This is a genomic window from Pseudomonas atacamensis (assembly GCF_017167965.1).
Taxonomy (GTDB): Bacteria; Pseudomonadota; Gammaproteobacteria; order Pseudomonadales; family Pseudomonadaceae; genus Aquipseudomonas; species Aquipseudomonas atacamensis.
In genome coordinates, this window is sequence record NZ_CP070503.1 from 4,480,309 (window position 1) to 4,505,015 (window position 24,707).

The following is a 24,707-nucleotide window of genomic DNA, read 5'->3' on the forward strand; positions in this document are numbered from 1 at the left end:
GCGAGCAAGCCCGCTCCCACAGAGGGTTCGGTGAACATGTGGGAGCGAGCCTGCTCGCGAAGAGGCCAGCATTGCCAACACAACTGCCGGATCAGCTCACGTAAATCGCTTCGCCATCAAATAACCCACCGTGCAGGCAACCGCTGTCGCCACTGTCCCCCACGCCCAGTCCATTAAACTCACCTGCACCGACCAGTCGCGCAAGGTCGCCCAATTGGTCAGGTCATAAGTGCCGTAGGCCACCAGCCCCAACAGCGCACCCAGCTTCGCCGCCCTCTGCCAGCTCAGCGCCGGCAACACGACAAACACCACGCAGCCAATAACGTACAGGCAATAAAAAACCGCTGCGGGCAACAGCAGCGGTTTTTCCAGCATCAGCGAACCGAGCAGTTCGCGATAGGTCGGCGCCATCAGCAGCCCGAGCCAGATGCCGTCGAGCAGCAGAAACGTCAGCAGCGTTGCGACGTAAGCGATCAGCGCCTTTTTCATCGATCCAACCTCTTGTGTGGCCTGCAACATGGGCCACTCAAGGCTCAGGTTAGTTCAATGCGATCGGCGTGAATGACGATCTTGCCTTCCTTGTACAGCGAACCGATGGCTTTCTTGAAGTTGCCCTTGCTGACACCGAACAGGCTGCTGATCAACGCCGGATCACTCTTGTCACTGACCGCCAGGGTGCCGTCGTTTTCGCGCAACTTGCCGAGGATCTTCGAACTCAGACTGCTCGCCGCTTCCTGACCAACCGGTTGCAGGCTCAGGCTGATCTTGCCGTCGGCGCGCACTTCCTTGATGAAGCCTTTCTCGCGCATGCCCGAACGCATGAACTTGAAGATCTCGTTCTTGTGGATCAGGCCCCAGTGCTTGTTGTTGATGATCGCCTTGAAGCCCATGTCGGTGGCTTCGGCTACCAGCAGATCAACTTCCTGGCCCGGGCTGTAGATGGCCGGGGTCTTGTCCAGGTAACGATCGAGGCGCGCGGTGGCGGTGATGCGGCGCGTGTGTTTGTCGAGGTAGACGTGCACCACGCAGTATTCGCCAGCAGTCATCTGGCGCTTTTCTTCCGAGTACGGCAGCAGCAGATCTTTCGGCAGGCCCCAGTCGAGGAACACGCCGATGCTGTTGACTTCAACCACTTTCAGGCTGGCAAATTCGCCGACCTGAACTTTCGGTTTTTCCGTGGTGGCGAGAAGTTTGTCTTCGCTGTCCAGATAGATGAATACGTTGAGCCAGTCTTCATCTTCGCTGGGAATATCTTTGGGGATATAACGGTTGGGCAAAAGAATTTCGCCGTCGGCACCGCCGTCCAGATATAAACCGAAGTTAGTGTGTTTAACCACTTGCAAACTGTTGTAACGCCCGACTAAAGCCATTTCCGAAACCCTCAATACGTGGGCGGCATTCTACCCGTTTTTGCCGCAGACGTCGGGCGACAGATCCTCGCAGCGGAAAATCTGCGTCAACCTGTTGATTTTGCTTGATCACTGCCCTACGGGGTGCCGCTCGTCAGCCGGTCCGACGCTTCACAGCCGTGCTGATTTGCCTCACTTCAATTAAATGTTCTTATTTAAAACAGCAGGTTAGCTGGTTATTACGAGGGGGCGGCCGGTAATAATGCAGCGTTACGGTTGGTTAATCCGGGGGATATTTACCAAGCTATTGTCAAGTTATTCCTGTACGATGCCTGGCCGAGTTACTTTTCTAAAGGTTAATGGCCGCCATGCGTGTAAAAGCATCCACCAGCAAAGCAAAGCCAGCTCCAGCCGTTGAAACCAGCGAATCGATCAACGATCAGATCGCAGCATTCCTCAAGTCCGGCGGCGAGATCCAGCAAATTGCCAAAGGCGTCAGCGGCCAGACATTCGGCCCGTCCAAGCAGATCAGCCTGGGCAAGAAGTAATACCGGTTTCACCCCGTCCAGAGGCGCTTTGAGCTTCGAAGCGCCTGGACTGGCACCGCGCCATCCCCCTTCGCTTTAAACAAAACTTCCCGAAAATCGACGAACGGCCATCAATGCCGGGCATTCGCCGGTATCCTTGCACGCGTCTAGATCAAGCGTTTCAGCAGGCCTTCGCCCTGCGCTCGCGGTTCATGGAGTGACGCATGCGCCCATTTCCCTGTTTATTGTTCGTCAGCCTGCTGTCAGGCACGACCGCGCACGCGCAGGTTTTTCAGGGTGAACTGGGCGACTTCAATCTCAAGCTCGGCACTACGCCCAGCCGCAGCATGGCCCAGGGTCTGGTCAAACCGGCGGCGGTCGGCTCGTTCCACGGTGGCCTTGATCTGAGCCACGACAGCGGCGTGTATTTCGGCCAGTACGCGCCGAGCATGGGCATCAGCCCGGGCAAGAACCTCGAGATCGATTCCTACGTCGGCTTCAAGCAGCCGTTCGATCAGGTGCTCGGCTATGAAGTCGGGATGATCCATTACAGCTACCCACGCGTGGACACCCTCGACAGCCAGGAGCTGTTTGGTGGCCTGACTCTGCTCGGCAGTCGCTTCGGCATTGCCCTGAGCAACGACCCGGATAAACAGAACAACACCTTGTTTGCCGACCTCACTGGCAATCAGCCGTTCGGCATTGGCGTGAGCATGAAATACACCACGCACCAGTTGAATACACCGGCGGCGGTGGACGGTGGCTATATCAGCAGTTTCACTGATTGGTCGGTGAAACTGTCGCGGCCGTTCATGGGCGTCGATCTTGATCTGATCTACAGCGACTCCAGCCTCAGCGGCAGTGATTGCTCGGCCTATTCCGGGCACAACAGCGAGTGCGACGGCCTCGTCACCCTTAAGGCTGTACGCACGTTCTATTGATCGGCTGAACTGCCGCGTGCATCCTGCATCACATAAGAATCAGATTTCCGACGCCAGGCTCTCGCAAGGATTTGCCCATGTCTCGCTGGTTCAAACAGATTGCCGCCCTGCTGATCTTCACCCTCGCCCTCGGCGCTTGCAGCCGCGTGGGCCTGGCCTACCGCAACCTCGACGTAATCATTCCGTGGTCACTGAGCGATTACGTGGACATGAACGGCGAGCAGAAAGACTGGCTCAATGAACGCCTCAAGGAACACCTGAGCTGGCACTGCACCACGCAGTTACCGGGTTACCTCGACTGGCTGGACCGTTTGCAGGTCATGGTCGAGAGCAATCAGGTCAACGACGCCGCGCTGCAGGAGCGCACCGCCGAAGCCAAACAGGCCATCGCCGAAACCGCCCGGGAAATAACCCCTTCGGCCATCGAGTTGCTGCAAGGACTGGACGATAAACAGGTGGCAGAAATGAACGAAGCGTTTGCCAAGGATTTGCGCAAACGTCAGCAGGAATACGTGAAACCACCGCTGGCCCAGCAGATCAAGGAACGCGGCGAGCGCATGGAAAAACGCCTGAACGATTGGCTAGGCCCGCTCAGTGATACACAGAAACAACGCGTCGTGGCCTGGACCAATGCCTTGGGCGACCAGAACACCCAATGGATCGCCAACCGCGCGCACTGGCAGCAACAGTTCAGCGCCGCCGTTGCGCAACGCCAAAGCGCGGAATTCCCACAACGCATCGAGACGCTTCTGGTCAACCGCGAGCGCTTATGGACAGCGGATTACCGCAAGGCCTACGCCAACACCGAAGCCCAGGCGCGCTCGCTGTTTGTCGACTTGATGGCCGAGAGCACGCCGCAACAGCGTGAGCGTTTGTTGAAGAAAATCGAGGGAGTGCGTAAGGACTTCAATGACCTCAAGTGCCTGAAGGCCGCGAAGAAACCTTGAAATCACTGGAATCCAATGTGGGAGCGAGCCTGCTCTCGAAAGCGGAATATCAGACAGATCAGATGTCACTGACAGACCGTATTCGCGAGCAGGCTCGCTCCCACAGGGGGATTTCGCTGGTTCAGGCGATTTGAGCCTTTGAAGCGACTTCATCAAACGTCACCTCATTCAGCGCATCCTCCTGCTCATCCAGCACCTGACGCGGATGGTCGTTGCCGGGGATGCTGCTGTCGATCAGGCTCAGCAGGCTGGAGCCGCGCGGGGTCAGAATGAAGTTGTTGCCAGTACTGCCCTCGTGATCCGGCCGTGGCTCGATGAATCCGCGCTCCAGCAAGAGCTTTTCATAATCACAGGCCAGGGTTTTCAAGTGATCGAGATTGTCGATCGGCTCGCCGGCGCTGGCTTTCTCGGCCGCGTAGTCTTCGGCATAAGCCCGGGGAGCGAAGCTGTGGCCAGCGCTGTTCTGCACTTCATGCAGCAAACGTTCAATCAAATCCCAGTTATAAGTCGTCATCCTGATCCAACCTCCGGTGCGGGTGATTTTGTGCCGCTTTCAAGGTTGTGACCGAAGCGCTGCGCAGCCGTTCAGCAGTATTTCCGGACCCGACCGACCGGCGGCTGTCGATTCCCTCGCACGATGAACGACTAGGCTGAAACAGCCGGTTCAACCCGCAGGAGACATCGTCATGAACGTTACAAACCATCCGGTGGTATCACGCGAAGAATGGCTCGCCGCCCGTCAGCAGCATTTGGCCCGCGAAAAAGCCTTCACCCGAGACCGCGATCGCCTCAGCGCCGAGCGCCGCGCCCTGCCGTGGGTGAAAGTCGACAAGGACTATCATTTTCAAGGGCCGAACGGCGAGCTCAAGCTCAACGACCTGTTTGGCAACAACAGCCAGTTGATCATCTACCATTTCATGTTCGCCAAAGGCTGGGAGCAAGGCTGCCAGGGCTGCTCGTTCCTCAGCGACCACATCGACGGCGCCAACCAGCACCTGGCCCATCACGATGTTTCGGTCTTCGCAGTTTCCCACGCGCCGTTCGAGGAATTTCAGGCATTCAAACAGCGAATGGGCTGGAAATTCGCCTGGGTCTCGTCAGAAGGTTGCGATTTCAATTACGACTTCGGCGTCTGCGCCCGGGCTGAAGACGTCGCGGCGGGAAAGGCTACCTACAACTACGAAAAAACCGACAGCGCCGAGGAAGAAATGCCGGGGCTGAGCGTGTTTTATCGCAATGACGAAGGCGAGATTTTCCACACCTATTCCACATACGCGCGCGGTCTGGACATGCTGGTTGGCGCTTACCACTATCTGGATCTGACGCCCAAGGGCAGGAATGAAGACGAGATCATGGAATGGGTTCGGCATCATGATCGCTATGACGGTGCGCCAAAGTCAGGCTGCTGCCATGCCGATTGAGCGCAACCCTGCCCCCACAGTTTCTGAACTTTTGCCAGGCTTCAGGCCTCAACCGCTTACCTGCCTTAACCGGAACTGAGGCCTGCCCATGAAAACCCTGATCAAGCTGTCCCTCGCCGCTACCCTTGTCTGCGCCCTGCCCGTCTGGGCCTGCACGCCGGAAGAGGCGACGATCAAACGCGAACAACTGGCCAAGGAAGTCTCCAAGCTCACCGAGCAGAATCCGGAAAAGGCCAAGGAGATCAACGCCGAGTTGCAGAAAATGGATCTGGGCACGGCCAGTGCGGATCTCCCAGACAAATGCCAGTTGATCGATCAGCGTTTGAAGGAACTGGGGTCGGCGCAGAAGAAAGCCGACAGTTAAGGACGAAAAAAAACCGGACAATGTCCGGTTTTTTTATGCGCGTTCTATAGCTTACTCAGCCGCAGGCTCGGCTGGCTTGCGGCGCTTGAGCGGGGCCATGCCGTCGCTGCTCACCAGAGAATCCGGCTTTGGACGGTTGACGCTCTTGCGCTTGGTCGGCGTCTTGGCGGCGGTTTTCTTTTTGTCGCCCTTGGCGTCAGTCTTTTTCTTCTTCACGCCGACGGCTTTACCCGAAGCCTTGACCTTTTTCGGCCCCCCGTAGGTGCCTTTGACTTCCTTGATCGTGCGGCGCTCGAAGCTCTGCTTCAGGTAGCGCTCGATGCTCGACATCAGGTTCCAGTCGCCGTGGCAGATCAGCGAGATCGCCAGGCCATCGTTACCGGCACGGCCGGTACGACCGATGCGGTGTACGTATTCGTCGCCGCTGCGTGGCATGTCGAAGTTGATCACCAGATCCAGACCGTCGACGTCCAGACCACGGGCAGCAACGTCGGTAGCGACGAGGATCTTCACACCGCCCTGCTTCAGGCGATCGATCGCCAGTTTGCGATCCTTCTGGTCTTTCTCGCCGTGCAGCACGAACGCTTTGTATTCCTGGGCCACGAGGCGACCGTAGATGCGGTCGGCCATGGCGCGGGTGTTGGTGAAGACGATGGCCTTTTGGTAGGTCTCGTTGGCCAGCAGCCAGTTCACAATCTGCTCTTTGTGCTGGTTGTGGTCAGCGGTGATGATTTGCTGACGAGTCGTCGAGTTGAGCTGGCTGACCGCGTTGAGCTGCAGGTGCTCCGGGTTGTTCAGGACCTTGGCGATCATCTCACGCAGACCGGAACCGCCGGTGGTGGCGGAGAACAGCATGGTCTGCTGACGGTTCGGGCACTCATCGACCAGACGCTGCACGTCTTCGGCAAAACCCATGTCGAGCATGCGGTCGGCTTCGTCGAGCACCAGCACTTCGACTTCTTTCAGGTCGAGGTTGCCAGCGTTGAGCTGCTCGATCATCCGCCCCGGGGTGCCGATGAGGATGTCCGGCACTTTGCGCAGCATCGCGGCCTGTACCTTGAAGTCTTCGCCGCCGGTGATCAGGCCGGACTTGATGAAGGTGAACTGCGAGAAGCGTTCCACTTCCTTCAAGGTCTGCTGGGCCAGCTCACGGGTCGGCAGCAGGATCAGCGTCTTGATGCTGACTCGGATCTTCGCCGGGCCGATCAGGCGATTGAGGATCGGCAGGACGAAAGCGGCGGTTTTGCCGCTACCGGTTTGCGCCGTCACCCGCAGATCACGCCCCTGGAGCGCCAGCGGGATGGCCGCGGCTTGCACAGGCGTTGGCTCGACAAATTTCAGCTCGGCCACGGCTTTGAGCAGGCGTTCGTGCAGGGCGAATTGGGAAAACACGGGTGCTACCTCGAAGATATGCAAAAAAACAGCTGCATAGGTTACCGGTTTCGAGCGCTCAGGCCGAGTTTCTTTGTGCAAACGCCGACAATCAGTGGTTTTTTTGTTGCCCGATTTGTCACTCGCTGCAATACACAGCGTCTTAAATGCTCTAATCGGCCCTCGCGTCTTACAGAAGAAATGTTTCGCTCATGGATATCAAACAGCTCTGGCTCAAAGCCCAAGGCCTCTGGGGCACGCTCGAAGAGCACCCACTTCTGCAATCGGGACTGGCGCTGCTGGTGCTGCTGGTCATCGCGCTGGTGCTCGGACGGGTGGCGCGATACCTGATCCTGCACGCCAGCCGCATGCTCGGCCGCCAGCCGGCGCTGCACTGGATCAACGATTTTCGCCACAACAAGGTGTTTCAACGGCTGGCGCAGATGACGCCGTCGCTGGTGATCCAGTTCGGCCTGCACCTGGTGCCGGAGCTGAGCAAGACCGCGATGAATTTCCTCGGCAACGTCGCGCTGGCGTTCACCATTCTGTTCCTGCTGCTGGCGGTCAGCGCCCTGCTCAACGCCCTGCTCGACATCTACGCGCGCACCGAGCATGCGCGTACACGCTCGATCAAAGGCTACGTGCAACTGGCGAAAATGGTTTTGTACGTGTTCGGCGCGATCATCATCGTCGCTACATTGATCGACCGTTCGCCGCTGTTGCTGCTGTCGGGTCTGGGTGCGATGTCGGCGGTGATCCTGTTGGTCTACAAGGACACGCTGCTGTCGTTCGTCGCCAGCGTGCAGCTGACCAGCAACGACATGCTGCGCGTCGGTGACTGGATCGAGATGCCGCAAGTCGGCGCCGATGGCGACGTGGTCGACATCACGTTGCACACGGTCAAGGTGCAGAATTTCGACAAGACGATCGTCTCGATCCCGACCTGGCGGCTGATGTCCGAGTCGTTCAAGAACTGGCGCGGCATGCAGCAGTCCGGCGGTCGGCGGATCAAGCGCAGCCTGTTCATCGATGCCAGCGGCGTGCGCTTCATCCGCGACGACGAGGAAGAAAAGCTCTCGCAGGTGCACCTGCTGACCGACTACATGGGCCGCAAGAAAGCCGAGCTCAAGGCCTGGAATGAGGCCCAGGGCAATGTCGCGGCGATGTCGGCCAACCGCCGCCGCATGACCAACATCGGCACCTTCCGCGCCTATGCGCTGGCGTATCTGAAGAGCCACCCGGAGATTCAGCCGAACATGACCTGCATGGTCCGGCAGATGCAGACCACCGCGCAGGGCATTCCGCTGGAAATCTACTGCTTCACCCGCACCACGGTGTGGGCCGATTACGAGCGGATTCAGGGGGATATTTTCGATTACCTGCTGGCGGTGTTGCCGGAGTTTGGCTTGAGTCTGTATCAACAGCCGAGTGGCGGGGATTTGCGTGCGGGGTTGCTGCCGGCGGTGTTGGGCTCGGCGAGTATTCCGGAGCCGGAAAAACACCTGATGTAACCCAAAGATCAAATGTGGGAGCGAGCCTGTTCGCGAATGCAATGTGTCAGTCGACCCATACTTATCTGACCCAGCGCCTTCGCGAGCAGGCTCGCTCCCACAGGGGTTATGCGGCGGCCGGGGATTTGCGGATACCCGACCGGCTGATCCACACAGCCGCCAGAATCACACCCCCGCCGAGGAACAACCGCCCCAGTTCCTCATGCTGATTCCAGATCAGCAGATTCAACAACAATCCCACCGGCACATGCAGGTTGTTCATCACCGCCAGGGTGCCGCCGTTGACCATGCATGCACCTTTGTTCCACCAGTACAGACCCAGCGCCGTCGACACCAGCCCGAGAAACAGCAACACCGCCCATTGCAGCGGCGCTTCCGGCAGGAAGTTCGACTTGCCGAACAACAGGAACGCCGGCAGCACCACCGCCAGTGCGCCCAGGTAGAAATAACCGAAGCGGCGGTAATGCGGCAGATCGCTCGGATGCTTGGCCACCAGATGCTTGTACAACACTTGCCCGGCGGCATAAGTGAAGTTGGCCAGTTGCAGCAGCAGGAAGCCCATGAAAAAGTAGGGACTGATGCTGTCGAAGCGAATCACCGCCGCACCGCCCACGGCCACCAGCGCAGCAACCAATGCCCACGGATTAAAGCGGCGGTTCAGCGCGTCTTCGATCAACGTCACGTGCAGCGGCGTGAGAATGGTGAACAGCAACACCTCCGGCACCGTCAGCACACGGAAGCTCAGGTAAAGGCAGACGTAAGTCACACCGAACTGCAACGCGCCGATCAGCAACATGCCACGCATGAACGCCGGCTCCACCGAACGCCAGCGTGTCAACGGTATAAACACCAGCCCCGCCAGCACCACACGCACCAGCACCGCGAAGTAACTGTCGACATGCCCGGCCAGGTATTCGCCGATCAGACTGAAGGAAAACGCCTGGATCAGCGTGACAAAAAGTAGATAGCCCATGTTCGCCTCGAAAATCGAATGGCGGCGACGATAGCGGTTTTTACTTTCTGGAACCAACACAAATCCCCATGTAGGAGCTGCCGCAGGCTGCGATCTTTTGATCTTGTTTTTTTAAAATCAAAAGATCGCAGCCTGCGGCAGCTCCTACAGAGGGATTGTTTGAAGCAGAAAATATCGCAGACAAAAAAAAGCCCGATCTCGCTAAAGCGTTCAATCGGGCTACAGCACTCAGGAGCAAAAGTGCAAAGGGAGGTTCGATGCGCGTGGAACCTTGAAGGGGTTGCGCCAAGTCACTAGACCATCCAGCGATTATCTGGCGATTAACCGATCAAGCGACCTGAGACAGTTTGGCGTTGGCCTGATTCAGGCCCTTCTCCTGGAAGTCACCGCCCAGGTTCATGCCCTCAGCATGGATAAAGGTCACGTCGTTGATCCCGATGAAACCCATCACCTGACGCAGGTACGGTTCCTGATGATCCGCCGGGCCACCGGCATACACACCACCGCGAGCAGTCAGGACAAAGGCACGCTTGCCGTTGAGCAGACCTTGCGGACCGGTTTCGGTGTACTTGAAGGTCACCCCGGCGCGCAGCACATGATCCAGCCAGGCCTTGAGCGTGCTCGGGATCGCAAAGTTGTACATCGGTGCCGCCAGCACCAACACGTCGGCGGCAAGCAGCTCATCAGTCAATAGGTTGGAGCGGTCCAGCGACGCCTGTTCGCTGTCGTTGCGCTGTTCGGCGGGCTTCATCCAGCCACCCAGCAAGTTGGCGTCCAGATGCGGCACCGGGTTCGCGGCGAGGTCACGCACGGTGATCTGATCGGCAGGGTGCGCGGCTTTCCACTGAGCGATGAAGGTCTGGGTCAGTTGACGGGAAACCGAGTCTTGCTGGCGGGCACTGCTTTCGATGATCAGAACGCGGGACATGGTGTGTAGCCTCCATCCGAATATGTTGTAAGTCGATGGAGTGAAGGTTAAACAGAGTCGAATCGATGAAAAAGCGCAAATAATTGCTGCAAAGCATCGAATAATTAGTTTAGATGCTGACACATACCCTGTGGGAGCGAGCTTGCTCGCGAATTGGCCGTATCAGTCGACATCATTGTTGAATGACATACCGCCTTCGCGAGCAAGCTCGCTCCCACAAGGGTTCGCGGTGCTATTTCGGGGTGCAGGTCAGTTTGATGCGCAGCTTGATGATCTCGCGGGTGAACTTGGCCGTGGCGTTTTTATGCTTGCCTGCCGGGACATCGATGCTGCGCGTGCGTGGTGCTTCCGGGCCGTTGCTGAACACCGCACGGCAGGTCGCATCGACATCACCGTAGTTGGCCACGCGGATCGAGCCGATGTCGTTGTCCGTGTCGTAAGTCTCGTAGTCGATCTTCATGCCGTTGAGATCCTTTTGCACGTCGATCGGATAGGCAAACGCGGTCAACGGCAGCAGCGCCAGCACCACACAACAGAATTTTTTCATTCGGCAGTCTCCATGAGGGACGGCCAGCTTAGGACAAGAGGAGCTATTGATGAAAGCGCCCCGCGTGACCCTTGATCAATGGCGAACGTTGCAGGCCGTGGTCGACCACGGCGGATTCGCCCAGGCCGCCGAGGCCCTGCACCGTTCGCAATCGTCGGTGAGCTACACCGTCGCCCGCATGCAGGATCAGCTCGGCGTGCCATTGCTGCGCATCGACGGGCGCAAAGCTGTGCTCACCGAAGCCGGCGGCGTATTGCTGCGCCGTTCGCGGCAATTGGTCAAACAGGCCAGCCAACTCGAAGACCTTGCCCATCACATGGAGCAAGGCTGGGAAGCGGAAGTGCGGCTGGTGGTCGACGCCGCCTACCCGAGCGCGCGGATCGTCCGCGCCCTGACCGCGTTCATGCCGCAGAGTCGCGGCTGCCGCGTGCGTCTGCGCGAGGAAGTGTTGTCGGGGGTCGAGGAAGTGCTGCTCGAAGGCGTGGCGGATCTGGCCATCACCGGCCTGAGCATTCCGGGCTACCTGGGTGCGGAGTTGAGCGATGTCGAGTTCGTCGCCGTTGCCCATCCTGATCACCCGCTGCATCGGCTCAACCGCGAGCTGAGCTTTCAGGATCTGGAAACCCAGATGCAAGTGGTGATCCGCGACTCCGGCCGCCAGCAGCCGCGCGATGTCGGCTGGCTCGGCGCCGAGCAGCGCTGGACCGTCGGCAGCCTCGCCACCGCCGCGACCTTTGTCAGCAGCGGCTTGGGTTTTGCCTGGCTACCGCGGCACATGATCGACCGCGAACTCAAGGATGGTTCGCTCAAGCTGCTACCGTTGGACCGAGGCGGCAGCCGCAATTCGAGTTTCTATCTGTATTCGAACAAGGACAAACCCCTGGGCCCGGCCACGCAAATCCTTATCGAATTGTTGCGCACCTTCGACACCTTGCCGCTGGACGCACCGTTTGCCGCCCCCGAACAAGCCTGACACGGAGTTCACCGATGGCGTATTTCGAGCACGAAGGTTGCAACCTGCACTACGAGGAATATGGCCACGGTGCGCCGTTGCTGCTGGTTCACGGGCTCGGCTCGAGCACCCTGGACTGGGAAATGCAGATCCCGGCGCTAGCCGCGCACTACCGGGTGATCGTCCCGGACATTCGCGGCCACGGGCGCTCGGACAAACCCCGCGAACGCTACAGTATTGCCGGGTTCAGCGCCGACCTGCTGGCCTTGATCGAGCACCTGCGCCTCGGCCCGGTGCACTACGTCGGGCTGTCGATGGGCGGGATGATCGGCTTTCAGCTGGCCGTCGATCAGCCTCAGGCGCTCAAGAGCCTGACCATCGTCAACAGCGCGCCACAGGTCAAATTGCGCACCCGCGACGACTACTGGCAGTGGTTCAAACGCTGGAGCCTGATGCGCCTGCTCAGCCTGGAAACCATCGGCACAGCCCTCGGCAGCAAACTTTTCCCCAATCCGGAACAGGCCGATCTGCGACGGAAAATGGCCGAACGCTGGGCAAAAAACGACAAACGTGCTTATCTCGCCAGCTTCGATGCGATCGTGGGCTGGGGCGTTCAGGAACGACTTTCCCGGGTGTCCTGTCCAACGCTCGTCATCAGCGCCGACCGTGACTACACACCGGTGGCGTTAAAGGAAACCTATGTAAAACTGCTGCCGGATGCGCGGCTGGTGGTCATTGACGACTCGCGCCATGCCACCCCGCTCGATCAACCCGAACGCTTCAATCACACGCTGCTGGATTTTCTCGCCACAGCCGACCTTCACTCTCAGGATCACTGACCCATGCTGAAAAAACTCGCCCTCGCCGCCGGCTCCGTACTGTTTGCCGCCAACCTGATGGCTGCTACCCCGGCCAAGGCGCCCCACGTGCTGCTGGACACCACCAACGGCCAGATCGAAATCGAACTGGACCCGGTCAAGGCACCGATCAGCACGAAGAACTTCCTTGAATACGTCGACAGCGGTTTCTACAACAACACCATTTTCCACCGCGTGATCCCGGGCTTCATGGCTCAGGGCGGCGGCTTCACCCAGCAGATGCAACAGAAAGAAACCAAGGCGCCGATCAAGAACGAGGCCAGCAATGGCCTGCACAACGTTCGCGGCACCCTGTCGATGGCGCGTACTTCCAACCCTGACTCGGCGACCAGCCAGTTCTTCATCAACGTCGCCGACAACGCGTTCCTCGACCCGGGTCGCGACGCCGGTTACGCGGTGTTCGCCAAAGTGGTCAAGGGCATGGACGTCGTGGACATCATCGTCAACTCGCAGACCACCACCAAACAAGGCATGCAGAACGTGCCTGTCGACCCTGTGATCATCAAGTCGGCCAAGCGCATCGACTGAGTTTCGCCGGGCATATCGAGCGGCGTGGGGCTGAGCCTGCGCCGCTCGCACTGATAAAAGGAGAGCCCGGATTCCGGGCGGTTATCTGATGCTCTATCGCCGTTTCGAACAACTGATCGATATCTTCCGCGACGCCCCGACGGCGTCCCCGCCGGACCGCGTCTGGCCCTTCTATACCTATTACCTGAAGCAGGTCTGGCCGAGCTTCGCCGCCCTGCTCGTGGTTGGCCTGTTCGCCGCGTTGATCGAAGTAGCGCTGTTCAGTTACCTGAGCCGCATCATCGATCTGGCCCAAGGCACGCCCAACCCGAATTTCTTCAGCGACCACGCCCTCGAATTGACCTGGATGCTGGTGGTCGCCCTGGTGTTGCGACCGATTTTCTTCGGCCTGCACGATCTGCTGGTGCATCAGACCCTGAGCCCCGGCATGACCAGCATGATCCGCTGGCAGAACCACAGTTACGTGCTCAAGCAGAGCCTGAATTTCTTCCAGAACGACTTCGCCGGGCGCATCGCCCAGCGCATCATGCAGACCGGCAACTCGCTGCGCGATTCTGCCGTGCAAGCGGTCGACGCGCTGTGGCACGTGGTGATCTATGCGATCAGCTCGCTGGTGCTGTTCGCCGAGGCCGACTGGCGCCTGATGATCCCTTTGCTGACCTGGATCGTCGCCTACATCGGCGCGCTGTATTACTTCGTGCCACGGGTGAAGGAGCGCTCGGTGGAAGCCTCTGACGCGCGCTCGAAACTGATGGGGCGCATCGTCGATGGCTACACCAACATCGCCACGCTGAAATTGTTTGCCCACACCAACTTCGAACAGCACTACGCCAAGGAAGCCATCGAAGAACAGACCGTCAAAGCGCAGATGGCCGGTCGCGTGGTGACCAGCATGGACGTGGCGATCACTACCATGAACGGCCTGCTGATCGTCGGCACCACGGCGCTGGCGTTGTGGCTGTGGACGCAGTCGCTGATCACCGTCGGCGCGATTGCCCTGGCCACCGGCCTGGTGATTCGTATCGTCAACATGTCCGGCTGGATCATGTGGGTAGTCACCGGCATTTTCGAAAACATCGGCATGGTCCAGGACGGTCTGCGCACCATTTCGCAACCGGTCAGCGTCACCGACCGCGAGCAGGCCAAACCGCTGGCCGTGGCCTCGGGCGAAGTGCGCTTCGAGCACGTGGATTTTCACTACGGCAAGAAGAAAGGCATCATCGGCGACCTCAATATGACGATAAAACCGGGGGAAAAAATCGGCTTGATCGGCCCGTCCGGCGCCGGCAAATCAACCTTGGTCAACCTGCTGCTGCGCCTGTACGACGTCGAGGGCGGGCGCATCCTGATCGATGGGCAGAACATTGCCGAAGTCGGCCAGGAAAGCCTGCGTGCGCGGATCGGCATGATCACTCAGGACACCTCGCTGTTGCACCGCTCGATCCGTGACAACTTGCTTTACGGCAAACCCGACGCCACCGACGCCGAACTGTGGGAGGCGGTGCACAAGGCTCGCGCCGATGAGTTCATTCCACTGCTGTCCGACGCTGAAGGCCGCAGCGGTTTCGACGCGCATGTCGGCGAGCGCGGGGTGAAACTGTCGGGCGGTCAGCGCCAGCGCATCGCGATTGCGCGGGTGCTGCTCAAGGACGCGCCGATCCTGATCATGGACGAAGCGACCTCGGCACTGGATTCGGAAGTCGAAGCAGCGATTCAGGAAAGCCTCGAGACCTTGATGCAGGGCAAAACCGTAATCGCCATCGCCCACCGTCTCTCGACCATCGCGCGCATGGACCGTCTGGTGGTGCTGGAAAACGGCAAGATCGCCGAGAGCGGCACCCACGCCGAACTGCTCGCCCATCGAGGCTTGTATGCACGGTTGTGGGCGCACCAGACCGGAGGCTTTGTCGGCATCGACTGATCGCGCGATATGATCGTTCCCACGCTCCGCATGGGAATGCCTCAAGGGCCGCTCCGCGTCCAGTGACGCGGAGCGTCACGGCCTGCATTCCCACGCAGAGCGTGGGAACGATCATGGTCAGGTGTGGCGATAGGGCAACGCCGTTCGGGCCTCTTCGGCATAGGCCAGAACCCCGGCGCGCTCTTGCTGGAGGAAATCCTTCACCGCCGCTTTCAGCCCCGGATGGCGCAGGTAATGCCAGGAATGGGTGATCACCGGTTCGAAGCCGCGAATCAACTTGTGCTCGCCCTGTGCCCCGGCATCGAAACGCTGGATGCCTTGGGCAATCGCGTAATCCATGCCCTGGTAGAAACACGTCTCGAAATGCAGCCGATCAAACTCGGCCAGGCAGCCCCAATAACGCCCGTAGAAACTGTCGCCACCGACCAGGCTGAACGCCATCGCCACCGGCCGTGAGCCCTGTTTGGCCAAGACCACGCGAATCGCTTCGGGCATGCGTTCAGCCAGCAGACTGAAGAACTCGCGCGTCAGATATGGCGCCTGACGCCGCACCGCGTAGGTGTTGGCATAGCAGGCGTACACGAAATCCCACTGCGCCTCGCCCAGCTCACGCCCCTCCAACCACTCGAACTCAAAGCCCTGCCCCGCCACCTGCTCGCGTTCCTTGCGCATCTGCTTGCGCTTGCGAGAGCTGAGGGCGTCGAGGAAGTCCTGAAAGTCGCGGTACTCACGGTTCTGCCAGTGATATTGACAGCCGATACGCTGCAGCCAGCCCGGTTGCTCGGCCATCGCCGCATCGGTAAACGGATCGGTGAAGTTGATGTGCGCGCTGGACAGTTCTTCGATCTGCAAATAGCCCGGCAGGCTTTTCAGCAGTTCGAAACCGTCCTCCACTGTTGCCGCCAGCAAGCGCGGACCGCTGACCGGACTGAACGGCACGGCGGTCAACAGTTTGGGGTAGTAATCGATGCCGGCACGCGCGCAGGCATCGGCCCAGCCGTGATCGAAGACGTACTCGCCGTAGGAGTGCCACTTGCGATAACTGGGCAGTGCGGCGATCAGTCGATCATCTTCGATGTGCAGCAAATGCTCCGGCTGCCAGCCTGTATGCGGGCCGACACTGCCGCTGTCTTCCAGCGCGCTGAGGAAGGCGTGACGCAGGAACGGCTGGTTGTCCGGCACCAGCGCATCCCAGCTTGCCGGGGCGATTTCTGACAGGTCTTGCAGGCGTTGCAACGGCATTCACTGGCACTCCACAGCTTGGCGACAAAGCCCGGCGAGTATCGCTGATCGCGACCCCGTTGCACACGCTCAATCGGCCGACAGCGCTCTAACTCGATAGTTCACGCCTGATCCGCATCGTCATCAACCTGCCATCACTGTGCCACCGCCCTGTCATAAACCATCGCGATACTGGCGCCTGTTTTTAGAGCGCCGGGTTCTAACCCGGACACAGTTTTCCGGCCTTCAGGCCGGTTGTGCCCAGGATGGTTCAGCCATCCCCTTCATCTTCGGAGATTGCTATGCGTCTTGCTTCCACGAAAACTGCAGCGGCCCTGTGCGGCGGCTTGTTGCTGGCCATGAGCGTTCCGGCCAGTGCTGCAGTCGACGCCAAACTGCTCGACATGCTCAAGGCCAACGGGTCGATTTCCCAGGCGCAGTACATCGAGCTGCAAACAGAACTGGCCAAGGATCAGAAGGCTCAGCAAATCGCCCAACAGGCGCAGCAGGAAACCAACGAACAAGTGGCGGCGGTCGCGAAGAAGACCAACGAACAGAGCCTGTTCGATCAGAAACTGGCCTGGGCGGCCAAGACCCAGTTCAAGGGCGACGTACGTATCCGTCAGGAAACCATCAAGATCGACGGCGAGCCGAACAACGGCGGCCGCGACAAGGACCGCCAGCGCATCCGTGCGCGTCTGGGCGCCTATACCGAGATCAACCCGCAAGTCGACACCGGTATCCGTATCGCCACCGGCGGCGGTGACGACGCGCGCTCGACCAACCAGGATCAGGACAACTACTTCGACAAGAAGCAGATCTGGCTCGACCTCGGCTACATCGACTACCACCCGGATCAGATCAAGAACCTGCACGTGATCGGCGGCAAGATGCTGCAACCGTGGGTAAGCATGGGCGACGTGATCTGGGATAGCGACATCAACCCGGAAGGTCTGGCCGTTACCTACAAATACCCACTGGGCGGCAGCGCCGAACTGTTTGGCAGCCTGGGTAACTACAACCTCAAGGACAACGTTGACGGCGACGGCGTGCAATTCCGCCACGACCTGCGCCTGACCGCTGGCCAGTTGGGCAGCCGTTTCAACATCACTGACAACCTGAAGATGACCGTCGGCGGCAGCGTTTACGCTTACCAGAATGACGATGACAGCCGCTGCACCGGCACCTCGACACCGTGCGCGCTGGCAGTCAACGGCAACTCGGCCGATAACGAATTCCGTCTGTATGAAGGGTTCAGCCAGATCGACATCGGCGGCCTGCCAATGCCGCTGTCGTTCTACGGCCAGTACGTGAAGAACAACGATGCCGTGACCGATCAGGACACCGCATGGTTGCTCGGCGCCAAGTCGAAAGTGTTCGGCTTCAACCTCGATTACAACTATCGCGACGTGCAGCGCAATGCCGTGGTCGGCGCCTTCACCGACTCCGACTTCGCCAACGGCACCACCGGTTCGCGCGGGCACAAGTTCAAGGTCGGTTACGACATCGACAAGAACTTCGCCGTCGGCGCCACGTACTTCCTGACCAAGGCCGACTTCGCCAGCCGCAGCCAGCGCGATGCAGACGCCAACACCCTGCAGCTGGATGCTGAAGCGAAGTTCTAAGAAAACAGCTACAAGCTTCGAGCGACAAGCTGCAAGTCACCGCTCCCCTTGCGACTTGTCGTTCGAAGCTGATGTCCTGCAGCCCGGTGCAATGCCAGCGATCCCCATCATCCGTTCGCTGACGCTGCCCCGGGCTGACTCTTTCAAGGACTGTCGTCGCGCCTCTGCGTCGCCAGACGCTCAGCCAAAGCATCCACTCCCTCTTCCGGTTGTTCCGGCAGCGCCTTCAGGGTTGCCTGCATCACGCGCATCTGCCGCATGAAGCGCCGGCAGTTGCGGCAGAACAACAGGTGATGACGCACCATCAGCGTCTCGCGAAAGCTCAGTTGGCCATCGAGATAATCGCTGGATCGTGCCACTTGCTCCTTGCAGGTCAACATTCTCCTGTCTCCTCAAAATGTTCCACGGTCGCAAAGACCTTCAAACGTGCCCGGTGCAGCAGCACGCGGACATTGGAGAGCGAAATCTCCAGAAGATTACAGATCTCTTCCAGCTCCAGGCCCTGGCGTTCGCGCAACAGCAGGACACTGCTCTGCAACTCGGACAGACTCAGCAAGGTGTGTTCGAGGCATTCGCGCAGTTCGTTTTCGGTGAGTAGCGCTTCGGGGGTGTCCTGATGCCAGGCAAATGGCGCGACCAGCCAATGACCGTCGCTCGAGGAAAATCGATCGTCACCGATGGTGCCGTGAGGTGATGGCAAGTCATCGAGCAACACTTCCCGGCGATTGAGCTTGTAGCGACTCTTGGCCGAATTGGCGGTGATGGTCAGCAACCAGGTCTTGAGGCTGGAGCGGCCTTCGAAGCTGGCCAGATGGCGCACCACCGACAGCCAGGCATCCTGCACCACTTCCTCGACATGACGCTGGCCGACAATCGCGTAAGCCACCGCGCGCATGGCGCTCTGATAGGTGGTGACCAGTTCCTTGAAAGCCTTTTGCTCCCCCGCCAGCAAGCGCGTGAGCAGTTGGGTGTCGTCAGCCGCCATCCATCAATCCCCTTGTCCGGACTTCGAAAATGAACGCGGCAGGTGTGCACCTGCCGCGACGTCCGAAAAATTACAGCGTTTCAGCCGCTTCGAATGTAGGAAAGATCGACGCGATTAAGGGGAAATTAACCTGTTTCAGCGCTTGCGCAGCAACACGCTACCGATCGAATAACCGGCACCAAACGAACTGAGCACCGCCAGCGAACCCGAGGCCAGATCATCCTGGTATTTGTGGAAGGCAATGACCGAACCGGCCGAGCTGGTGTTGGCGTAGCTGTCGAGAATCACCGGGGCTTCTTCTTCGGTAGCTTCGCGGCCGAGCAGCTTGCGCACGATCAGGTGATTCATGCTCAGGTTGGCCTGGTGCAGCCAGAAACGCTTCACGTCGCCGACGTTGAGCTGGTTCTCTTCCAGATGCTCGCCAATCAGCTCGGCGACCATCGGGCAGACATCCTTGAACACCTTGCGGCCTTCCTGCACGAACAGCTTGTCGCGGGCACCGATGCCCTCTTCCGCCGCGCGGTTTAGGAAGCCGAAGTTGTTGCGGATGTTGTTGGAGAACTTGGTCAGCAATTTGGTGCTGACCACGTCGAACTGGTACGGGGAGGTCGCCAGATCCGCGCGTTCGATGATCACCGCAGTCGCGGCATCGCCGAAGATGAAGTGGCTGTCGCGATCACGGAAGTTCAGGTGCCCGGTGCAGACCTCCGGGTTGACCATCAGGATCGCCCGCGCCTGGCCAAGCTGTACGCTGTTGGCGGCGGCCTGGATGCCGAAGGTGGCCGAAGAACACGCCACGTTCATGTCGAAACCGAAACCTTCAATGCCCAGCGCTTCCTGGACTTCGATGGCGATGGCCGGGTAAGCGCGTTGCAGGTTGGAGCAGGCAACGATCACGCCGTCGATATCGGCGGCGGTTTTGCCGGCTCGTTGCAGGGCTTGTTCGGCAGCGCCAACGGCCATCTGGCAGAGCACCGACCATTCATCGTTGGAACGCTCGGGCAGGCGCGGGGCCATGCGTTGCGGATCGAGGATGCCGTCCTTGTCCATGACAAAGCGGCTCTTGATGCCCGAGGCCTTTTCGATGAACGCGGCGCTGGATTCGGTCAGGGCCTGGACTTCACCGCTGGCAATCGCCTCGGCGTTATCGGCGTTGAACTGGGCGACGTAGGTATTGAAAGACTGCACCAGCTCTTCGTTGGAGATGCTGTTGGCCGGTGTGTACAGGCCGGTGCCGCTGATGACGACGTTATGCATGGTCGTTTCTCTAATCTGTTCAGGCAGAAAGTGCTGGAACCGTCGTACCAACACGCAAAGGGTCTATTCCCATCCGGGGGACGCAAACCTGGCATCGTTTTATTCCGCAGCGCGACACGGCCGAAGGCTCTGGGTCGCGAAACGGCGGGTTATGGTGGCGAAGTTTGCCATAAACCCGAGATTTTGGCGCCTTTCTCCTGCTCAACTCGATCCCTGCAGGAGCTGCCGAAGGCTGCGATCTTTTGATGATCGTTCCCACGCTCCGCGTGGGAATGCAGCCCGTGACGCTCCGCGTCACTGGACGCGGAGCGTCCCCAGAGGCATTCCCACGCAGAGCATGGGAACGATCGATGAACCGAGGTCGCAGGTTTTGGGGTGACTTCGCCACCCAACGGGGATAAATCCCCTCGCCACAAAGACCGCTTCCACAGAGGGATTGTGTATGGCGGCAGGTCAGGGCTCGACCTGGCTCCACTGTTTGCTCAGGCGCTTGTCCGAGATCGGCACTTTGGTGCCCAACTGTTGGGCGAACAGCGACACGCGGTATTCCTCCAGCCACCAGCGGTACAACTCCAGCTGCGGATCACGCTTGCCTTCCTGCGCATGCTTGGCCGCGCGGGTCTGGTATTGCGCCCACAGGCCAGCGAGTTCCCCGCTCCAGACCCGATCTTTCTGCACCTGCGCACCGAGTTTCTCGAAACGCTGCTCGACCGCTTTCAGGTAACGCGGCAACTCTTTGAGCCACTGCATCGGCGTTTCGCGAACGAAACCCGGATAGACCAGATTGCCGATCTGTTGCTTGATGTCGTTGAGTGCCACCGCTTGCGCCAGATCGATCTTGCCCTTGAAGCGTTTTTGCAGACCGTGCCAGATCTTGAGAATTTCCAGAGTCAGCCGCGCAACCCGCTCGGCGTGCTCGGTCCAGTTGCCGCGTTTGCGTTCGGCCAATGCCGCCAACCCGGCGCCATCGCGGGGCAACGGGTCTTCACCTTCGAGAATGCAACTGTCGAGACTGGCCAGCAGAATGTCTTCGACCAGCGCATCGACCCGGCCCAGTTCGCGATACAGCAAGCCCAATTCAGTCTGCCCGGGCAACTTGCCGCGCAGGAATTTCGCCGGCTCGGCCAGTTGCTGCATCAGCAAGCGCTGCAAGGCGCGACGGTGCTGGAACTCGGCTTCGGCCGGGGTAGAGAAGCGTCCCTCCTTGACCGTGCCGCCCTCTTCCACCAGCGCCGGGTACACCGTCATCGACAGCCCGGCGATCTTCTGCTGGGTCTTTTCCGCCACTGGGGCAAAGACTTTTGCCTCGACCGGTTGCTGACTTTTCGCACTCTGCGGCACCGCCAGCGCGGCCTGGCTGGCTTCGGCGAAGCGTGCGGTCAGCTCAGCCAGATCGCGGCCCTCGCCAAGGAACTTGCCCTGGCCATCGACGATTTCCAGGTTCATGCGCAGATGGCTCTCAACCTGCTGCGCCGCTTCCGCCCACGCTTCATCGCTGACCCGCGCGCCGGTCATGCGCAGCAGCTCGCGACCGAGCGCTTGCGGCAGCGAACCTTCGGCGAAAGTCATGCGCTGCAACGCGGCCTTGATGAAGTCCGGCACTGGCACGAAGTTCTTGCGCAGGGCTTTCGGCAGGTTGCGCACCAGAGCAATGCACTTGGCCTCGATCAGCCCCGGCACCAGCCATTCCAGACGCTCCGGCGGCAGCATCGGCAGCAGCGGAGCCGGCACGCGCAAGGTCACGCCGTCGCGCGGGTGATTGGGCTCGAAATGATAAGTCAGCGCCAGTTCCAGATCGCCAATGTGCAACGTATCCGGGTAATCACGGGCGGTGACTTCGCTGGCCTCGCGGGCCAACACGTCTTCTTCGCGCATGATCAGCAGTTGCGGATCTTTCTGGCTGTTGACCTTGTACCAACTGTCGAAGGTCGCGGTCTGGTGGATCTCGGCCGGCAGACGTGCATCGTAGAAGGCGTAGAGGGTTTCTTCGTCGGCGAGAATGTCGCGACGGCGAGCCTTGGCCTCCAGTTCGTCGAGCTGCTCGAGCAGTTTCTGATTGGCGCTCAGGCATTTGGCCCGCGACTGAATCTCGCCGCGCACCAGGCCTTCGCGGATAAACAGCTCACGGGATACCACCGGATCGACCGGGCCGTAATGCACCGGGCGGCGACCGACCACGATCAGGCCGAACAGGGTGATCTGCTCGTAGGCGACGACCTGGCCCCGCTTCTTCTCCCAATGCGGCTCGAAGTGATTCTTCTTGATCAGGTGCCCGGCCAGCGGCTCGATCCAGTCGGCATCGATCTTGGCAACCATCCGCGCGTAGAGTTTGGTGGTTTCCACCAGCTCAGCAGTCATCAGCCACTGCGGGCGCTTCTTGCCGATGCCCGACGACGGATGAATCCAGAAGCGCCGTTGCCGCGCGCCGAGGTAATCGCCGTCTTCGGTTTTCTGGCCGATCTGGCTGAGCAAACCGACCAGCACCGCTTTGTGCAGCTTCGGGTAATCCGCCGGCTCTTTGTTCAGGCTCAGCTGCATGTCGCGGCAGATCAGGCTCAACTGGCGATGAGAATCACGCCATTCGCGCAGGCGCAGGTAATTGAGGAAGTTCTTCCGGCACCAGTTACGCAGCGGGTTGGCGGTCAGCGCTTGGCGTTGTTCTTCAAAACCACGCCACAAATTGACCAGCCCGGCGAAGTCGGAATCCGGATCCTTCCATTGCGCATGGGCCTGATCCGCCGCTTGCTGACGCTCCGGCGGACGCTCGCGCGGGTCCTGAATCGACATGGCGCTGGCGACGATCAGCACTTCCTGCAAGCTGCCGAGCTTGGCCGCTTCGAGGAGCATGCGGCCCATGCGCGGGTCGACCGGCAAGCGCGCCAACTGGCGACCGAGCGGCGTCAGCTGACTGTTGCGATCTACCGCCGAAAGCTCTTGCAGCAGGTTGAAACCGTCGCTGATTGCCTTGCCGTCCGGCGGTTCGATAAACGGGAACGCGGTGATTTCGCCGAGGCGCAGATGGAGCATCTGCAGGATCACGGCGGCGAGGTTGGTGCGCAGAATTTCCGGATCGGTAAATTCCGGGCGCCCAAGGAAGTCCTCTTCGCTGTACAAACGCACGCAGATACCCGGCTCGACCCGCCCGCAACGACCTTTACGCTGATTGGCGCTGGCCTGGGAAATCGCTTCGATCGGCAAGCGCTGAACCTTGGCCCGATAGCTGTAACGACTGATGCGCGCGGTGCCGCTGTCGATCACATAGCGAATGCCCGGGACGGTCAGCGAAGTCTCAGCGACGTTGGTCGCCAGCACCACGCGGCGGCCCGGATGCGACTGGAAAATCCGCTGCTGTTCAGCCGGCGACAGGCGCGCGTACAGCGGCAGGATCTCGGTGTGTTTGAGCTGGGCCTTGCGCAACATGTCGGCGGCGTCGCGAATCTCGCGCTCGCCAGGCAGGAACACCAGTACATCGCCGGGGCTGCGCCGTTCGCTGCGCTCGTAGGCGGCGATTTCGTCGAGGGTGGCGAGAATCGCCTGATCGACGGTCAGGTCGTCCTCGACCCGGTTGCCCTCTTCGTCCTGCTCCAGGCTCAGCGGCCGGTACCAGGTTTCCACAGGAAAAGTACGGCCCGACACTTCGACGATCGGCGCGTCATCGAAGTGCTTGGAGAAGCGCTCCAGATCGATGGTCGCCGAAGTAATGATGACCTTGAGGTCCGGACGGCGTGGCAGCAGGGTTTTCAGGTAGCCGAGGAGGAAATCGATGTTGAGGCTGCGTTCGTGGGCTTCGTCGACGATGATCGTGTCATAGCGTTCCAGATAACGATCGTTCTGGGTTTCCGCCAGCAGAATGCCGTCGGTCATCAGCTTGATCAGGGTGTTGGCATCGCTCTGATCCTCGAAGCGCACCTGATAGCCGACCAGCGCACCGAGCGGCGTGCCGAGCTCTTCGGCGACACGGCTGGCGACACTGCGCGCGGCGATCCGACGCGGCTGGGTATGGCCGATCAGACCGTGCTGGCCGCGACCGATTTCCAGGCAGATCTTCGGCAACTGGGTGGTTTTGCCCGAACCGGTTTCGCCGGCGATGATCAGCACCTGATGTTGCTCCAGGGCCTTTTTGATCTCGTCGCGCTTGGCCGCGATCGGCAAACTGTCGTCGTAACGAATCACCGGCAGGCTCGCGCGACGCGCCAGTACCTGATCACAGGACGCCTGCATCCGCGCCACCCACTGGGCCAGTTTGGCCTCGTCGGGTTTCTTGCGCAGCTCAAGCAACTGCCGCCGCAGCCGGTGACGGTCGGCGAGCATGGCGTGATCGAGGTTTTTCAGCAGTTTGTCGATGGAGGGCGATTCGTCGGTCATCGGGTAGGCAATTCGGTCGTCTATTTATGCGGGGGGCGGATTGTCGCAGAAAAGCAGCTGCAAGCGCCAAGCTACAAGCCGCAAGTCACTGCGGCT

General features: G+C 59.9%; 23 protein-coding genes. 11 read left to right on the top strand and 12 right to left on the bottom strand.

Annotated features, from left to right (window positions below):
• Positions 1–96: 96 nt before the first annotated feature.
• Positions 97–489 carry a DUF2177 family protein gene (locus JWU58_RS20395; protein WP_024012046.1) on the bottom strand — a complete coding sequence of 131 codons (393 nt, stop codon included), beginning with the start codon at positions 487–489 and terminating at the stop codon, positions 97–99.
• A 44-nt stretch (positions 490–533) separates the two neighbouring features.
• A complete protein-coding gene (locus JWU58_RS20400) occupies positions 534–1,370 on the bottom strand; it encodes a CvfB family protein (protein ID WP_206420873.1) in 837 nt (278 codons plus the stop codon).
• 338 nt (positions 1,371–1,708) lie between these two features.
• Here JWU58_RS20400 and JWU58_RS20405 point away from each other — a divergent pair, with 338 nt between their 5' ends.
• From JWU58_RS20405 to JWU58_RS20415, 3 genes are all read left to right on the top strand, one after another.
• Positions 1,709–1,897, top strand: a complete 189-nt coding sequence (locus JWU58_RS20405; RefSeq protein ID WP_016985943.1) for a hypothetical protein — start codon at positions 1,709–1,711, stop codon at positions 1,895–1,897.
• A 203-nt stretch (positions 1,898–2,100) separates the two neighbouring features.
• Entirely contained in the window at positions 2,101–2,817 is a 717-nt protein-coding gene (locus JWU58_RS20410; RefSeq protein WP_136492168.1) for a TorF family putative porin, read from the top strand.
• A 77-nt stretch (positions 2,818–2,894) separates the two neighbouring features.
• On the top strand, positions 2,895–3,764 hold the full coding sequence (locus JWU58_RS20415) for a DUF6279 family lipoprotein (RefSeq protein WP_206420874.1): 870 nt from the start codon (positions 2,895–2,897) through the stop codon (positions 3,762–3,764).
• A gap of 121 nt (positions 3,765–3,885) precedes the next feature.
• Here JWU58_RS20415 and JWU58_RS20420 read toward each other — a convergent pair whose 3' ends face one another.
• Positions 3,886–4,278: a transcriptional regulator gene (locus tag JWU58_RS20420; RefSeq protein ID WP_122752047.1), complete on the bottom strand. Its 393-nt coding sequence runs from the start codon at positions 4,276–4,278 to the stop codon at positions 3,886–3,888.
• A gap of 172 nt (positions 4,279–4,450) precedes the next feature.
• Here JWU58_RS20420 and JWU58_RS20425 point away from each other — a divergent pair, with 172 nt between their 5' ends.
• Positions 4,451–5,185, top strand: coding sequence for a DUF899 domain-containing protein (locus JWU58_RS20425; protein ID WP_206420875.1), 735 nt, complete (start codon positions 4,451–4,453; stop codon positions 5,183–5,185).
• Between the two features lie 88 nt (positions 5,186–5,273).
• The gene (locus tag JWU58_RS20430; protein WP_206420876.1) at positions 5,274–5,549 is read left to right on the top strand and encodes a hypothetical protein; all 276 of its coding nucleotides are present in this window, start codon (positions 5,274–5,276) and stop codon (positions 5,547–5,549) included.
• 51 nt (positions 5,550–5,600) lie between these two features.
• Here JWU58_RS20430 and JWU58_RS20435 read toward each other — a convergent pair whose 3' ends face one another.
• Positions 5,601–6,941 (bottom strand): DEAD/DEAH box helicase, encoded by a 1,341-nt coding sequence (locus JWU58_RS20435; RefSeq protein WP_024012040.1) that lies wholly within the window; start codon positions 6,939–6,941, stop codon positions 5,601–5,603.
• Between the two features lie 191 nt (positions 6,942–7,132).
• On the opposite strand from JWU58_RS20435, the gene JWU58_RS20440 reads away from it, so the two are divergent.
• Complete coding sequence (locus tag JWU58_RS20440; RefSeq protein WP_056783642.1) at positions 7,133–8,431, top strand: mechanosensitive ion channel family protein; 1,299 nt, start codon at positions 7,133–7,135, stop codon at positions 8,429–8,431.
• Positions 8,432–8,537: 106 nt separating this feature from the next.
• On the opposite strand, the gene JWU58_RS20445 is transcribed toward JWU58_RS20440, so the two are convergent.
• From JWU58_RS20445 to JWU58_RS20455, 3 genes are all read right to left on the bottom strand, one after another.
• The gene (locus tag JWU58_RS20445; protein ID WP_206420877.1) at positions 8,538–9,404 is read right to left on the bottom strand and encodes a carboxylate/amino acid/amine transporter; all 867 of its coding nucleotides are present in this window, start codon (positions 9,402–9,404) and stop codon (positions 8,538–8,540) included.
• A 328-nt stretch (positions 9,405–9,732) separates the two neighbouring features.
• A complete protein-coding gene (locus tag JWU58_RS20450; RefSeq protein ID WP_024012038.1) occupies positions 9,733–10,332 on the bottom strand; it encodes an FMN-dependent NADH-azoreductase in 600 nt (199 codons plus the stop codon).
• A gap of 232 nt (positions 10,333–10,564) precedes the next feature.
• The gene (locus JWU58_RS20455) at positions 10,565–10,879 is read right to left on the bottom strand and encodes a hypothetical protein (protein ID WP_016771198.1); all 315 of its coding nucleotides are present in this window, start codon (positions 10,877–10,879) and stop codon (positions 10,565–10,567) included.
• A 49-nt stretch (positions 10,880–10,928) separates the two neighbouring features.
• On the opposite strand from JWU58_RS20455, the gene JWU58_RS20460 reads away from it, so the two are divergent.
• From JWU58_RS20460 to JWU58_RS20475, 4 genes are all read left to right on the top strand, one after another.
• Positions 10,929–11,852 (top strand): PA3225 family LysR-type transcriptional regulator, encoded by a 924-nt coding sequence (locus JWU58_RS20460; protein ID WP_016771199.1) that lies wholly within the window; start codon positions 10,929–10,931, stop codon positions 11,850–11,852.
• Positions 11,853–11,866: 14 nt separating this feature from the next.
• Entirely contained in the window at positions 11,867–12,670 is an 804-nt protein-coding gene (locus JWU58_RS20465) for an alpha/beta fold hydrolase (protein WP_206420878.1), read from the top strand.
• A gap of 3 nt (positions 12,671–12,673) precedes the next feature.
• Positions 12,674–13,237 (top strand): peptidylprolyl isomerase, encoded by a 564-nt coding sequence (locus tag JWU58_RS20470; protein WP_016771201.1) that lies wholly within the window; start codon positions 12,674–12,676, stop codon positions 13,235–13,237.
• Positions 13,238–13,325: 88 nt separating this feature from the next.
• Positions 13,326–15,158: an ABC transporter ATP-binding protein gene (locus tag JWU58_RS20475; RefSeq protein ID WP_206420879.1), complete on the top strand. Its 1,833-nt coding sequence runs from the start codon at positions 13,326–13,328 to the stop codon at positions 15,156–15,158.
• A 117-nt stretch (positions 15,159–15,275) separates the two neighbouring features.
• Here the strand turns inward: JWU58_RS20475 and JWU58_RS20480 are convergent, their stop codons facing one another.
• A complete protein-coding gene (locus tag JWU58_RS20480; protein WP_206420880.1) occupies positions 15,276–16,400 on the bottom strand; it encodes a GNAT family N-acetyltransferase in 1,125 nt (374 codons plus the stop codon).
• Between the two features lie 281 nt (positions 16,401–16,681).
• Here JWU58_RS20480 and JWU58_RS20485 point away from each other — a divergent pair, with 281 nt between their 5' ends.
• Complete coding sequence (locus JWU58_RS20485) at positions 16,682–18,004, top strand: putative porin (protein ID WP_016771204.1); 1,323 nt, start codon at positions 16,682–16,684, stop codon at positions 18,002–18,004.
• Positions 18,005–18,147: 143 nt separating this feature from the next.
• On the opposite strand, the gene JWU58_RS20490 is transcribed toward JWU58_RS20485, so the two are convergent.
• The 4 genes from JWU58_RS20490 to hrpA form a co-directional block, all read right to left on the bottom strand.
• Positions 18,148–18,384 (bottom strand): anti-sigma factor family protein, encoded by a 237-nt coding sequence (locus JWU58_RS20490; RefSeq protein ID WP_130900119.1) that lies wholly within the window; start codon positions 18,382–18,384, stop codon positions 18,148–18,150.
• Positions 18,378–18,989 (bottom strand): RNA polymerase sigma factor, encoded by a 612-nt coding sequence (locus JWU58_RS20495; RefSeq protein WP_041478829.1) that lies wholly within the window; start codon positions 18,987–18,989, stop codon positions 18,378–18,380. The genes JWU58_RS20490 and JWU58_RS20495 overlap by 7 nt, the downstream gene beginning before the upstream one ends.
• 135 nt (positions 18,990–19,124) lie before the next feature.
• Positions 19,125–20,246 (bottom strand): beta-ketoacyl-ACP synthase III, encoded by a 1,122-nt coding sequence (locus JWU58_RS20500; RefSeq protein WP_016771207.1) that lies wholly within the window; start codon positions 20,244–20,246, stop codon positions 19,125–19,127.
• A gap of 453 nt (positions 20,247–20,699) precedes the next feature.
• Positions 20,700–24,611, bottom strand: coding sequence for an ATP-dependent RNA helicase HrpA (gene hrpA, locus JWU58_RS20505; RefSeq protein ID WP_206420881.1), 3,912 nt, complete (start codon positions 24,609–24,611; stop codon positions 20,700–20,702).
• Positions 24,612–24,707: the final 96 nt, after the last annotated feature.